The following is a 13176-nucleotide window of genomic DNA, read 5'->3' as shown; positions in this document are numbered from 1 at the left end:
TCACAAAAAAACTCAGGAGCCGGCACGCCGCCCCTTGAAATTCACGAGGGGAGCCAGCCTGGCCTGCTGGACGTCGCCCAGCGCAAACGTCAGCGCCTGAAGAGGTGCGGGTTCGCGCTTTTTGCTCACGCGCTGCCCTGGTTTGACGGGCGGCTCGTCACTCCATACCACCTGCCACATCACCCCGTCGGCGGCCCGCTCCAGCGTGCCGCGAAACTTTTTCCTGTTGGCCGCCACTGCGCCGCCGGTGGCGCCGATGGGCGCCTTGAGCGTGAGATCAATGACCTGCCCCTGGAACCGCTGATAGTCGGCCTCGTGCCGCAGCGGCCGGTCGATACCGGGCGAACCCACTTCGAGGCGCCGGTAATCCAGACCCTCGACCTCCAGCAGATACTGCAGCTGCCGGGTGACCGTCTCGCAATCTTCCACAGTCACGAACTGTTCGGGGCCCGCGGGTTCACCTGGCGGCGGGGCCTGCCAGGGCAAATCGATCGTCACCCGGAGCAAGCCACCAGCCGAACGCTCCAGATCCACCAGGTCAAAACCCAGTCCGGTCACGGTTTGCGCAATGGTGTCTTGCCAGCTCATCGGGTGTATTGAAGCCTTGTGGTGAATGGAATCGAGATTCCGGAAAGCGTTTGGACAAAAAAAATGGGCCGGTAGTAACCCGCCCATTTGGTCGTGAAGCCGGCATTGTACTCCGTGCGGCACCGTTCTTGCAATAGCACCCACCAGGAATGCGTCAGATGCCGAGCACCCACTGAATGACGTTTTTGGCCATGAAACCCATCATGCCCAGGGACAGCACCAGAAAGATGATGAAGGTGCCGAATTTGCCGGCCTTGGACTCCAGGGCCAGATTCAGCACGATGAACAGCATGTAGAGAATGAAGGCCCCCACCCCGAAGGTCAGGCCGAACTGGGCAATCTGACCCTCGGTCAGACCAAATATCGTGTTTTCCATGACTGGGAAATGGGCCGGACTCAGTGGGCCGAAACCGGCGATGGGGTCGCGGTGAGGTCGCAGTAGGCATGCCAGCTCGCGTGGGCGATCAGCGGTATGACCACCACCAGTCCCACCAGTGCGGTGACCATGCCGAGCCCGACCAGCATCGTGATCAGCACGGCCCACCAGACCAGCGGCCCCGGGTAGTCGGCCACCGCGCGCCAGCTGGCCGTGACCGCCATGCTCACGGGCACGCTCTTGTCGATCAGCATGGGAATGGCGACCACACTGGATGCAAACACAGGTGCCGCCAGCAGGGACCCCAGCACAAGCCAAACCTCAAACAGGCCGACCTCCTTGACGAGCACCACGTGGCGAAAAAAGTCCACCGGCTTGAGGATGGGTGTCGGGGACCAAAGCGTGATCAGACCAGCCGAAGCCATCACCCAACCTGTTCCGGCCAGGCCCAGCAAGACGCCGAAACGCACCAGACGGCCATCGAAGGACTTCCACAGCGCGAAGACATCTCGCAGCCCCGCCTTGCGGCCGGCCGCGCGTTCTCGGCTGATGTGATAGAGACCTGTGGCCAGCACCGGTGCCACGATGAGGAAACCCGAAAACGCACCCGCCAGCAGCCAGAAGCGGTCCCGTGCCAGCCAGAGCAGCAGCCAGCCAAAGAGTGCCAGCGCCAGCCCGTGCAGCATGCCCGGCAGCGGGTTGGCCCGCAGGTCTTCCCAGCCGCGCTCGATCCAGCGGGTCGGCGAAATCATGTCCACGGGCATGGTCCGTGTCGTCGCGGGCTTGGAGGCTTGGGTCATGAAAAGCAGCGTTTGGACGTGGTCGGTGCGTTCGACAAGACGCGATTGCGCCGCAACCGATCCTAATGGAAGCTCAGGACGCGGCGCTGACAAGCGCCTGTGTGTAGGCGTTGTTTGGCGCACGGAGGACCTGCTCGACGGGGCCCCGCTCCATCACGACACCATCCTTGAGCACCAGCACCTCGTGGGCCATGGCCCGGATCACCGCGATGTCGTGGGTGATCAGCAGGTAGCTCAGGCCGCGCTCTCGCTGCAGGCGCTGCAGAAGGGTCAGCACCTGTTGCTGGACGGTCACGTCCAGCGCGCTGGTGGGCTCGTCCAGCACCAGCAGCTGCGGCTCGACGATCAGCGCGCGCGCGATGGCCAGGCGCTGGCGCTGCCCGCCGGAAAATTCGTGCGGGTAGCGCTGCAGCCAGTCGTCGGCCTGACTGGGTTCGGACACCAGCCCGACGTCGGCCAGCGCCGCCCTCACCCGTTCGCGGCGCTGCGCCGCATCCAACGCCGGCTCGTGAACGACGAGCCCCTCCCCGACGATCTGCTCCACCGTCATGCGCGGGGACAGAGAGGAAAACGGGTCCTGGAACACCACCTGGACCTGGCGGCGAAGCGCTTTTTCGGCGCCGGTCTGGCGCGCTTGCTCCCAGCCGGTGTCGCCGATATGCAGATCGCCGCTGTGCGGCAGCAGGCCCAGCGCAGCCAGAGCCAGGGTTGATTTGCCCGACCCGGACTCACCAACCACCCCGAGTGTGCCGCCGGACGGAATCGCAAAATCGGCCCCCTCCAGCGCGACGAAACTGCCGCGCCGGAACCAGCCCCGGAGCCCGGGCAGCGGCACCGGATAGCTCACACGCAGGCCCTGCGCCCGCATCACCGTCGGCGCATCTGCGGTTGGCTCGGCCACATCCCGCCGAGCCTCGCTGGCCAGCAGGCGGCGCGTGTAGGCATGCTGAGGCGCCTCATACACCGACTCCACCCCGCCCTGCTCCACCAGATGCCCTTTTTCCATCACAGCCACCCGGTCAGCGAAGCGCCGCACCAGGTTCAGGTCGTGGGTGATGAGCAGCACCGCCATGCCGTGCTGGCGCTGCAGATCCGAGAGCAGGGCCAAGATCTGGGCCCGCACCGTGACGTCCAGGGCAGTGGTCGGCTCGTCGGCGATCAGCAACTTCGGCTGGGCCGCCAGCGCCATGGCGATCATGGCGCGCTGGCGCTGACCGCCGCTGAGCTGGTGCGGAAACGCCCCGGCGCGCCGGGCGGGCTCGGAGATGCCGGTCGAGGCCAGCAACTCGATGGCGCCTGACCGGGCCTGCGCGGTGGTCAGCCCTTTCTTGAGCTGGAGCACCTCGACGATCTGCTCGCCCACGCTGTAGAGCGGGTTGAGCGCGGTCATCGGCTCCTGGAAGATCACCGCGATGCGGTCGCCCCGGATGCCGCGCAGCGCGTGTTCGTTCAGGGACAGCAGGTCGGTGCCGCCGAAGTGGGCCGTGCCGCGCACCTCGGCGTTGTGGATCAGCCGCAGCAGCGACAGTGCCGAGACGGTCTTGCCGGAGCCCGACTCGCCCACCAGCGCCAGCTTCTCACCAGCTGCGAGCGAGAAGTCGATGCCATGCACCACCTCGTGGCCACCGAACGAGACGCTCAGGCCCTTGACCTCCAGCAGCGGCGTCATTGGTCGGCCTTTCGCGGATCGAGCGCGTCCCGCAGCGCGTCACCCATGAAGGTCAGCAGCAGCAGCGTGATGACCAGAACGCCGAAGGTCGAGAGCGAGATCCACCAGGCGTCAATGTTGTTCTTGCCCTGGCTCAGCAGCTCGCCCAGCGACGGCGTGCCCGGCGGCACGCCCAGGCCCAGGAAGTCCAGCGAGGTCAGCGCCAGGATGGCCGCGCTCATGCGGAACGGCAGGAAGGTGACCACCGGCGTCAGGCTGTTGGGCAGTACGTGGCGCCAGATGATCTGGCCGTTGGACAGCCCCATGGCCCGCGCCGCGCGCACGTAATCCATCTGCCGGTTGCGCAGGAACTCCGCCCGCACGTAGTCGGACAGCCCCATCCAGCCGAACAGGCTGAGCAACACCAGCAACAGGCCGATGCTCGGCGACAGCACGGCCGAGAAGATGATCAGCAGGTACAGCTCGGGCATGGAGGACCAGATTTCGATGAAACGCTGGAAGGCCAGATCGGTCTTCCCGCCAAAGAAACCCTGGATCGCACCGGTGAGGATGCCCAGCACAGTGCCGATGAAGGTCAATGCCAGGGCAAACAGCACGCTGACACGGAAACCGTAGATCAGCTGCGCCAGCAGGTCGCGCCCGCGGTCGTCGGTGCCCAGCCAGTTCTCGGCGGTCGGGCGGGACGGGTTGGGCTCTTTCGCGAAGTAGTTCAGCGTCTTGGGGCCATAGGGGTTGGGCGCGTAGATCGCCCAGCTGTCCCCCTGGGTGATGCGCTCGCGGATGAAGGGATCGAGGTAGTCAGTGTCGGACTCGAAATCACCACCAAAAGTGGTTTCCGGCAGGTCCTGGACCATCGGGAAATAGGTCTTGCCTTCGTAGCGCACGACCAGCGGCCGGTCGTTGGAGATCAGCTCGGCGAACAGGCTCAGCACCACCAGGGTGCAGAACAGCACCAGGCTCCAGTAGCCCAGGCGGTTGCGCTTGAAACGTTGCCAGGCGCGGCGGGAGGGGGACAGCGAGGCGGCGGCCATCAGTCGAACTTCACGCGCGGATCCACCCACACGTAGCAGAGATCGGACACCAGCTTGGTGATCAGGCCGATCAGGGTAAACAGGAACAGCGTGCCCATGACCACGGGGTAGTCGCGTCGTATCACGCTCTCGTAGCCGAGCAGGCCCAGCCCGTCGAGAGAGAACTGGGTCTCGATCAGCAAAGCGCCAGTGAAGAAGGCGCCGATGAAGGCGGCCGGAAAGCCGGTCACGATGGGGATCAGGGCGTTGCGGAACACGTGCTTCCACAGCACCTGCCGCTCGCTCAGACCCTTGGCGCGGGCCGTCATCACATACTGTTTGCGGATCTCTTCGAGGAACGAGTTCTTGGTGAGCATGGCCGTCACGGCGAAGCTGCCCAGCACCATCGCAGTCACCGGCAGCGTGATGTGCCAGAGGTAGTCGACGATGCGAGCGCCCCAGCTCAGCTCCTCCCAGTTCGACGAGGTCAGGCCGCGCAGCGGAAACCACTGCAGCTGGCCGCCGAAGATCACCAGCAGCGCGACGCCGAGCACGAAGCCCGGTATCGCATACCCCACCAGCACCAACAATGTGGTCACCAGATCGAAGCGAGACCCGGCGCGCACCGCCTTGGCCACGCCCAGCGGCACCGCCACCAGGTAGCTGATCAGAAAGGTCCAGAGCCCGAGGCTGACCGACACCGGCAGCTTTTCGATGATCAGCTGCGAGACCGCCTTGTTCTGGAAGAAGCTGGTGCCGAGGTCGAAGCGCGCGAACTGGCCCAGCATCTGGAAGAAGCGCTCGTGCGCGGGTTTGTCAAAGCCGTAGAGGGCCTTGATCTGCTCCAGCCGTTGCGGGTCCACGCCCTGGGCACCCCGGTAAACCGAGCCGCCTTCCGCGCCCGTGCCTGCTCCGGCACGCGCCTCCGCCAGGTACTGCTCCACCGGCCCGCCCGGCACGAACTGGATCACGACGAAAGTCAGCAGCAGCACCCCGAACAGCGTCGGGATCATCAACAGCAGGCGCTTGAGGATGTAGGACCACATATCAGGGTTTCGCCCACCAGGTGTCGATCGCCCAGTCCTCGCCGGTGGCATAGGGAGGCATGGCATCCGGACGGGCGAGGCGCCAGGCGTTGTAGACCATGCGGTGCGTGCTGGAAGACCATTGCGGCACCAGATAGTGGCTGTGCGTGATGGCACGCTCCAGCGAACGGCAGGCGGCCAGGAACTCGGGACGGGTGTCGGCGCCGACCATTCGGCCGATCAGGTCGTCGACTGCCGGGCTTTTCACGCCGGCCATGTTGCCCGAGTCTTCGATGTCGGCGGCCTTGCTGCCGAACAGGTCGGCGTATTCCGGACCGGGGTTGTGCGTGCCACCGTACGCGATCGATGTGATGTCGAAGTTGAACGTGCGCAAGCGCTGCTGATACAGCGCGAAATCCACCGGACGAAAACTCAGCTGGACGCCCAGCTTGGCGAGGTTGCGCGACCAGGGCGTCACCACGCGCGCACCCGTTTCCTGGCTGTCGAGATACTCCAGCACCATGGCCTCGCCCTTCGCGTTGCGCAGCGCGCCGTCTTTCACCGCCCAGCCGGCCTCGCGCAGCAGGGCCTGTGCCTTGCGAAGGTTGCCGCGCAGCGAGTCATCCCCGTCGGTGCGCGGCGAGCGGTAGGCCGGGCCGAAGACGGCGGGCGGCAGTTGCGCACGCCAGGGTGACAACAGAGCCAGCTCGGCCGGGGACGGTGCCCCCTCGGCTGAGCAGTCGGTGTTGCCGAACAGCCCCTGCACCCGCTGGTAGGCGCCGTAGAACATTTGCCGGTTCATCCATTCGTAGTCCAGCGCCAAGCCCAGCGCCTGCCGCACGCGGATGTCGTCGAGCGGCGGGCGGCGGGTGTTGAGCACATAGCTCTGGAAACCGGTGGGCTGTTTGTGCACGAACTCGGCCTTGACCAGTTCGCCGCTGTCAAAGCGCTTGCCGTTGACGCGCCGCGCCCAGTCGCCGGCCGAAAAGAAGCGCATCAGGTCGAACTCGCCCGCCTTGAGCGCCTCCAGCCGCGCCGTGTTGTCCTTGTAAATCTTGACGGTGATGCGGTCGAAGTTGGCCGTGCCGCGGCGCACCGGCAGGTCCTTCGCCCAGTAGGCCGGGTCGCGCACGTAGGTGATGTCCTTGCCGAAGCGCACCGGCCCGATCTTGTAGGGCCCGCTGCCGATGGGGATGTCCATCACCACTTGGTCGAAGCTCTTGCGCTGGCCGGTCTTCGGATCTTTCTCGTCGCCCCAGTCGCGGCTGAACACCGGCAGGCCGCCCACCGTCAGCGGCAGTTCGCGGTTGAACTTCCTGAACCGGTAGCGCACCGTGCGCTCATCGACCACGTCCACACCAGCCACGTCTTCCAGAATCGTTTTGTAGGCCGGCGAGGTGTGGGGGCCGATCAGCGTCTCGTAGCTGTGCTTCACGTCAGCGGCCAGCACCGGCTGTCCGTTGTGGAACTTTGCCTCTGGCCGGATGCGAAAGGTCACCGACAACCGGTCGGGCGCCAGCACCACATCCGAGGCCAGCAGGCCGTAGGCCGAGCCGTTTTCGTCCAGCGCCCCTGTGAGCAGGCTGTCGAACATCAGCGACGACAGGTAAGCCGGCGCATTGCCGCGCAGGGTGAACGGGTTGTACTTGTCGAAGGTGGAGACCCGCAGGTTACTGACCAGGCGCAGTTCACCGCCCTTGGGCGCATCGGGATTCACATAGGCGAAGTGCGTGAAGCCAGGCGGATACCGCAGTTCACCCCAGAGCGCATAGCCGTGTGCGGCCCAGGCCGGCAGCGAAGCCATCGCAACGCCGACGGCCACCAGAAGGCGCCACAGGCGAAGGGAAAAGGCTCGATGGGCTTGCATGCGACAATTCTGCGGGAAATTTTTCTGGAGTCTGAACAATGGGTTTTCTCGCCGGCAAGAAACTGCTGATCACGGGCGTGCTGTCCAACCGGTCCATCGCCTACGGCATTGCCAAGGCCTGTCATGCGCAAGGGGCCGAGCTGGCCTTCAGCTACGTGGGCGAACGCTTCAAGGACCGCATCACCGAATTTGCGGCCGATTTCAACTCGAACCTCATCTTCGATTGCGACGTCGGCGACGATGCCCAGATCGAGAAGCTGTTTGCCGATCTGTCGCAGACCTGGCCGACGTTCGACGGCTTCGTGCACAGCATCGGTTTCGCCCCGCGCGAGGCGATTGCCGGCGACTTCCTCGACGGCCTGACGCGCGAGAACTTCCGCATCGCCCACGACATCAGCGCCTACAGCTTCCCGGCCATGGCCAAGGCCGCCCTGCCCTACCTCAATGCCAACGCGGCGCTGCTGACGCTGAGCTACCTGGGGGCGCTGCGCACCATCCCGAACTACAACACCATGGGCCTGGCCAAGGCCAGCCTGGAAGCCAGCGTGCGCTACCTGGCGGAATCGCTGGGCCCGCGCGGCATGCGGGTCAACGGCATCAGCGCCGGCCCGATCAAGACCCTGGCCGCCAGCGGCATCAAGGACTTCGGCAAGCTGCTGGGCTATGTGGCCGCGGCCTCCCCGCTGCGCCGCAACGTCACGATCGAGGACGTCGGCAACGTGGCCGCCTTCCTGCTGTCGGACCTGGCCTCGGGCGTGACGTCCGAAATCACCTACGTGGACTGCGGCTTCAGCCAGACCGCCGGCATCAGCAAGGACAGCGAGTCGGTCTCCTGACCGTTCTTTTTCCTTCGCGATGACTACCATGGGCACCGGTCGACGCAGCGTCCTCGCTGCCATCGCCGGTGTTTTTTTGTGCCCTTTGGCATCGCTGGCGGCCGACGCGCCACCGGCCCTGATGCTGGCGGGCAAGTACCGGCCCGGACTGGATCTTTCGGCCTACTGGGTCAGTGAAAAATACGACGGCGTGCGTGGCTACTGGGACGGGCAGCGCCTGTGGACCCGGGGTGGTGAGCCGCTGTCGCCACCCGTCTGGTTCACGCAGGGTTGGCCACCCACGCCCATGGACGGCGAGCTGTGGGCCGGGCGCGGCCGTTTCGAGGAAGTCAGTGGCACCGTGCGCCAGTTGCAGGCCAGCGACGAGGCCTGGCGTCGCATCCGCTTCATGGTGTTCGATCTGCCCGCCCATCCAGGCCTGTTCGATGAGCGGCTGGCGGCTTACCAGGCGCTGGTGCGCCAGCTTGATCTGCCGTGGGTGGTGGCCGTGCCCCAGGAGAAAATCACCGACCACACCACGCTGCAGCGCCGGCTCAAGACCGACATACAGGCGGGCGCCGAGGGCCTGATGCTGCACCGAGGAGATTCGCCCTACCGCGCGGTGCGGGGCGACGACCTGGTCAAGCTCAAGCCGTTTGACGATGCCGAGGCGCGCGTACTGTCCTACGTGCCCGGCAAAGGACGGCATGCCGGGCGGATGGGCGCGCTGTGGGTCGAGACGCCCGACGGCCAGCGCTTCCGGCTGGGCACGGGTTTCTCAGACGCGCAGCGTGAACGTCCGCCCTCCGTCGGCAGCTGGATCACCTACCGCTACCGGGGTCTGCACGACAGCGGGCTGCCCCGGTTCGCCAGCTTCCTGCGCGAGCGCCCGGACTACCGGCCACCCGCCCGCTGACTTTGTCCGTCAGGCGCCAGACACCTGGCGCAGGTGCGCGTAGATCTGATCCTTGAGGGCGAGCTTCTCCTTTTTCAGCCGCTCGATCTCCAGTTGCGTGCCCGGTTCGATGTGGGCTTCCTTGTTCCTGATCTGCTGATCGAGCTCGTTGTGCTTGTCGAACAGCCGGGTGAAGTGGTGATCGTGGCCCTTGAGGCTTGTGATCAGATCGCGGTATTCGGGAAACATCGGTGCTCCTCTGGTGTCGGGATGCCAGCTTACCCCGCCTTCACACAGTCCGCAAAGTAGCTGACCACGCCGTCGAGCCCGACCTCCTGCACCAAGCCATGGATATCGGTCTCGAACCCAGGGCATTCACGGGCAAACTCGCGGTTGAACTTGAGGTAGTCCACGATCTTCTTGTTGAACACCTCACCCGGAATCAGCAGCGGAATGCCCGGCGGGTACGGCGTCACCAGGCTGGTGGTGATGCGCCCTTCCAGATCGTCGATAGGCACGCGCTGCGTCGTGCGGTGCGCGATGTGCGCGAACGCGTCGCTGGGCTTCATGGCCGGCGTGTGGTCGCTCAGGTACATGTCGGTGGTCAGGCGTGCAATATCGTACTTGGCGTAGAGCGCGTGCACATGCTGGCACAGGTCGCGAAGACCCATCTGCTCGTAGCGCGGCTGCTTGGCGCAGAACTCCGGCATGATCCGCCACATCGGCTGGTTCTTGGCATAGTCGTCCTTGAACTGCTGCAGCGCCGTCAGCAGCGTGTTCCAGCGGCCCTTGGTGATGCCGATGGTGAACATGATGAAGAACGAGTACAGCCCGGTCTTCTCCACCACCACGCCGTGTTCCGCCAGGAACTTGGTGACGATGGATGCCGGGATGCCGGTGGCGGCGAAGTCGCCCTTGAGGTTCAGGCCCGGCGTCACGATGGTGGCCTTGATCGGATCGAGCATGTTGAAGCCCGGCGCCATGTCGCCGAAGCCGTGCCAGGCTTCCTCACCATCCGAGGGCTGCACGCCATCTGCGTCGGTGCGCTTGAGCACCCAGTCGCTGGCCCTGCCCACACCCTCCTCCACCAGGCTGTCCGGCCCCCAGACCTGGAACCACCAGTCGTCCTGCCCGAACTCGGCCTCCACCTTGCGCATGGCACGTCTGAAGTCGAGCGCCTCGGCAATGCTCTCTTCCACGAGCGCCGTGCCGCCCGGCGGCTCCATCATGGCAGCGGCCACGTCGCAGCTTGCGATGATGCTGTACTGCGGGCTGGTGCTGGTGTGCATCAGGTAGGCCTCGTTGAAGAGGTGGCGGTCGAGTTTGGTGCTCTGGGAATCCTGCACCAGCACATGGCTGGCCTGGCTGATGCCGGCCAGCAGCTTGTGGATGGACTGCGTGGCGTACACCACCGAATGCTGCGGACGCGCGCGCTTCTTGCCCATGGCGTGGAAGCTGCCGTAGAAGGGATGGAAGGCCGCGTGCGGCAGCCAGGCCTCGTCGAAGTGGAGGTTGTCCACCCAGCCATCGAGCAGGTTCTTGATGGTCTCAGTGTTGTAGAGCACGCCGTCGTAGGTGGACTGCGTCAGTGTCAGGATGCGCGGCTTGACCTTGTCGGCATCCACTCCGGCGAGCAGCGGATTGGCGCGAATCTTGGCCTTGATGGCATCGACCTCGAACTCGGCCTGCGGGATCGGACCGATGATGCCGTAGTGGTTGCGCGTGGGTTTGAGGAACACGGGTATCGCACCCGTCATGATGATCGAGTGCAGGATGGACTTGTGGCAGTTCCGGTCCACCACCACCACATCGCCCGGCGCCACCGTGTGGTGCCAGACCATCTTGTTCGACGTCGACGTGCCGTTGGTCACGAAGTAGCAGTGGTCGGCATTGAAGATGCGTGCGGCGTTGCGCTCGCTCGCACCAATGGCGCCGTTGTGGTCCAGCAGCTGGCCGAGCTCCTCCACCGCGTTGCACACGTCGGCGCGCAGCATGTTCTCACCATAGAACTGGTGGTACATCTGGCCCACCGGGCTCTTGAGGAAAGCCACTCCACCCGAGTGACCAGGGCAGTGCCATGAATAAGAACCATCTTCCGCATAGTCCAGCAGGGCCTTGAAAAACGGCGGCTGGATGCCTTCGAGATAGCTCTTGGCCTCGCGGATGATGTGGCGCGCCACGAACTCCGGCGTGTCCTCGAACATGTGGATGAAGCCATGCAGCTCGCGCAGCACGTCGTTGGGCAGGTGGCGGCTGGTCTTGGTCTCGCCATGCACGTAGATCGGCACCTCGGCGTTCTTGCGGCGCACTTCCTCGATGAAGTTGCGAAGATTCAGCACCGCTGGGTCCAGATCAGGCCCCGGGGTGAACTCCTCGTCGTCGATGGACAGGATGAAGGCGCTGGCGCGCGACTGCTGCTGCGCAAACTGTGAAAGGTCGCCGTAGCTCGTCACGCCCACCACTTCGAAGCCTTCGCTTTCAATGGCCTGTGCCAGGGCGCGGATCCCCAGGCCAGACGTGTTTTCGGAACGGAAGTCCTCGTCGATGATGACGATGGGAAAGCGGAATTTCATCGCGTATCTCCAGCCGGTGCGAGCCGGGGCGGGTGGGAAGGGCCAGGAAGCGGGCAAGTGTACGGAAATCACATGACGCTGAACTTCTGTCGCAGGGCTTTTGACGCAGAATGTGGCGCTTGCCAGACATGGTGTGGCATCTATCGAGGAGGATGTTCAATGGACGAGTCGACCATGTGGTGGTTGATGGCTGCGGCGCTGGTGGCGCTGGAGCTTTTTACCGGCACCTTCTACCTGCTCATGCTGGCGGTCGGGCTGGCTGCCGGTGCCCTCGCCGCCCACCTGGGACTCTCTTTCTCCGGACAGCTGGTGGCTGCAGCCTTGATCGGGGCGGCAGCCGTGGTCATCGGGCACCTGCAACGCCGCAAACGCAAAGGAGATCCATCGGTCCGGTCCCTGCGCAGCGTCAACCTGGACGTCGGGGAAACGCTGCACGTGGACAACTGGCAGTCCGATGGCACCGCCAGCGTGCGCTACCGGGGCGCACAGTGGACCGCCGTGCTTGAACAAGGCCAGGTGGCGGAAGCCGGCAATTACAGGGTCACGGAACTGGTGGGCAACCGGCTCAAGGTCGAGAAGGCCTGATCTCCCAACAACCTTCCATCATCAATCTTCCAACTGTACAGGGACATCACCATGGAAATCGCACTGTTTCTTTTCATCATCGCGGCGATCTTCATCATCCGGGCAGTCAAGGTCGTGCCCCAGCAGAATGCCTGGGTGGTCGAACGCCTGGGCAAGTACCACGCATCGTTGGCACCGGGTCTCAACTTTCTGGTGCCCTTCATCGACAAAGTCGCCTACAAGCACAGCCTCAAGGAGATCCCGCTGGATGTGCCCAGCCAAGTCTGCATCACACGCGACAACACCCAGCTGCAGGTGGACGGCATCCTCTACTTCCAGGTGACCGACCCGATGCGCGCCAGCTACGGCTCTTCCAACTACATCGTCGCCGTGACCCAACTCGCACAGACCTCGCTGCGCTCGGTGATCGGCAAGCTGGAACTCGACAAGACTTTCGAGGAGCGCGACATCATCAACGCGCAGGTGGTGCAGGCCATCGACGAGGCGGCGCTGAACTGGGGGGTCAAGGTGCTGCGCTACGAGATCAAGGACCTGACGCCACCCAAGGAGATCCTGCACGCCATGCAGCAGCAGATCACGGCCGAGCGCGAAAAGCGCGCACTGATTGCCGCCTCCGAGGGCCGCCGTCAGGAGCAGATCAACATTGCCACCGGCGAGCGCGAGGCCTTCATTGCCCGCTCGGAGGGTGAAAAGCAGGCCGCCATCAACCAGGCCCAGGGCGAGGCCGCAGCAATCACCGCAGTGGCTGATGCCACGGCCCAGGCCATCGAGCGCATCGCCACCGCCATCCGGCAACCAGGCGGCGAGCAGGCCGTCCAGCTCAAGGTGGCCGAACGCGCCGTGGATGCCTACGGCAAGGTGGCTGCCGACGCCACCACCACGCTCATCGTCCCCGGCAACATGAGCGAGGTCTCGGCTCTCATCGGCTCAGCCATGCAGATGATCGGCACGACCAAGGCAAAGGCCTGAAAAC

Annotated in this window: 13 protein-coding genes; 4 read left to right on the top strand and 9 right to left on the bottom strand. The window is 64.8% G+C overall.

The window, feature by feature from the left end:
- Positions 1–12 precede the first annotated feature (12 nt).
- The 7 genes from rimP to DD542_RS22235 form a co-directional block, all read right to left on the bottom strand.
- Positions 13–588 carry a ribosome maturation factor RimP gene (gene rimP / locus DD542_RS22265; RefSeq protein ID WP_066159677.1) on the bottom strand — a complete coding sequence of 192 codons (576 nt, stop codon included), beginning with the start codon at positions 586–588 and terminating at the stop codon, positions 13–15.
- A gap of 154 nt (positions 589–742) precedes the next feature.
- Positions 743–964: a DUF2788 domain-containing protein gene (locus tag DD542_RS22260; protein WP_066159673.1), complete on the bottom strand. Its 222-nt coding sequence runs from the start codon at positions 962–964 to the stop codon at positions 743–745.
- Positions 965–984: 20 nt separating this feature from the next.
- Complete coding sequence (locus tag DD542_RS22255) at positions 985–1764, bottom strand: DUF2189 domain-containing protein (protein WP_066159669.1); 780 nt, start codon at positions 1762–1764, stop codon at positions 985–987.
- 73 nt (positions 1765–1837) lie between these two features.
- Positions 1838–3433, bottom strand: coding sequence for a dipeptide ABC transporter ATP-binding protein (locus DD542_RS22250; RefSeq protein WP_066159667.1), 1596 nt, complete (start codon positions 3431–3433; stop codon positions 1838–1840).
- Positions 3430–4464: an ABC transporter permease gene (locus DD542_RS22245; protein WP_127807107.1), complete on the bottom strand. Its 1035-nt coding sequence runs from the start codon at positions 4462–4464 to the stop codon at positions 3430–3432. The genes DD542_RS22250 and DD542_RS22245 overlap by 4 nt, the downstream gene beginning before the upstream one ends.
- A complete protein-coding gene (locus tag DD542_RS22240) occupies positions 4464–5489 on the bottom strand; it encodes an ABC transporter permease subunit (RefSeq protein WP_079365129.1) in 1026 nt (341 codons plus the stop codon). The genes DD542_RS22245 and DD542_RS22240 overlap by 1 nt, the downstream gene beginning before the upstream one ends.
- Before the next feature lies 1 nt (position 5490).
- On the bottom strand, positions 5491–7272 hold the full coding sequence (locus tag DD542_RS22235) for an extracellular solute-binding protein (RefSeq protein ID WP_241559825.1): 1782 nt from the start codon (positions 7270–7272) through the stop codon (positions 5491–5493).
- A gap of 101 nt (positions 7273–7373) precedes the next feature.
- On the opposite strand from DD542_RS22235, the gene fabI reads away from it, so the two are divergent.
- Together fabI and DD542_RS22225 are read left to right on the top strand one after the other, a co-directional pair.
- The gene (fabI, locus tag DD542_RS22230) at positions 7374–8171 is read left to right on the top strand and encodes an enoyl-ACP reductase FabI (RefSeq protein ID WP_066159654.1); all 798 of its coding nucleotides are present in this window, start codon (positions 7374–7376) and stop codon (positions 8169–8171) included.
- A 28-nt stretch (positions 8172–8199) separates the two neighbouring features.
- On the top strand, positions 8200–9066 hold the full coding sequence (locus DD542_RS22225; protein WP_127807105.1) for a DNA ligase: 867 nt from the start codon (positions 8200–8202) through the stop codon (positions 9064–9066).
- Between the two features lie 9 nt (positions 9067–9075).
- On the opposite strand, the gene DD542_RS22220 is transcribed toward DD542_RS22225, so the two are convergent.
- Both DD542_RS22220 and DD542_RS22215 read right to left on the bottom strand, forming a co-directional pair.
- Positions 9076–9294 (bottom strand): YdcH family protein, encoded by a 219-nt coding sequence (locus DD542_RS22220; protein WP_066159651.1) that lies wholly within the window; start codon positions 9292–9294, stop codon positions 9076–9078.
- Positions 9295–9323: 29 nt separating this feature from the next.
- Positions 9324–11618: an arginine/lysine/ornithine decarboxylase gene (locus tag DD542_RS22215; protein WP_066159646.1), complete on the bottom strand. Its 2295-nt coding sequence runs from the start codon at positions 11616–11618 to the stop codon at positions 9324–9326.
- A 159-nt stretch (positions 11619–11777) separates the two neighbouring features.
- Between DD542_RS22215 and DD542_RS22210 the strand changes: the two genes are divergently transcribed.
- Both DD542_RS22210 and DD542_RS22205 read left to right on the top strand, forming a co-directional pair.
- On the top strand, positions 11778–12203 hold the full coding sequence (locus DD542_RS22210) for an NfeD family protein (protein ID WP_066159643.1): 426 nt from the start codon (positions 11778–11780) through the stop codon (positions 12201–12203).
- A gap of 51 nt (positions 12204–12254) precedes the next feature.
- Complete coding sequence (locus tag DD542_RS22205) at positions 12255–13172, top strand: stomatin-like protein (protein WP_066159640.1); 918 nt, start codon at positions 12255–12257, stop codon at positions 13170–13172.
- The last annotated feature ends 4 nt before the right edge of the window (positions 13173–13176 follow it).

This window comes from Hydrogenophaga sp. NH-16, assembly GCF_004006415.1.
Classification (GTDB): Bacteria; Pseudomonadota; Gammaproteobacteria; order Burkholderiales; family Burkholderiaceae_C; genus Hydrogenophaga; species Hydrogenophaga pseudoflava.
The sequence above is the reverse complement of the archived record's forward strand: the minus strand, read 5'-3'. Positions and strand labels throughout refer to the sequence as shown.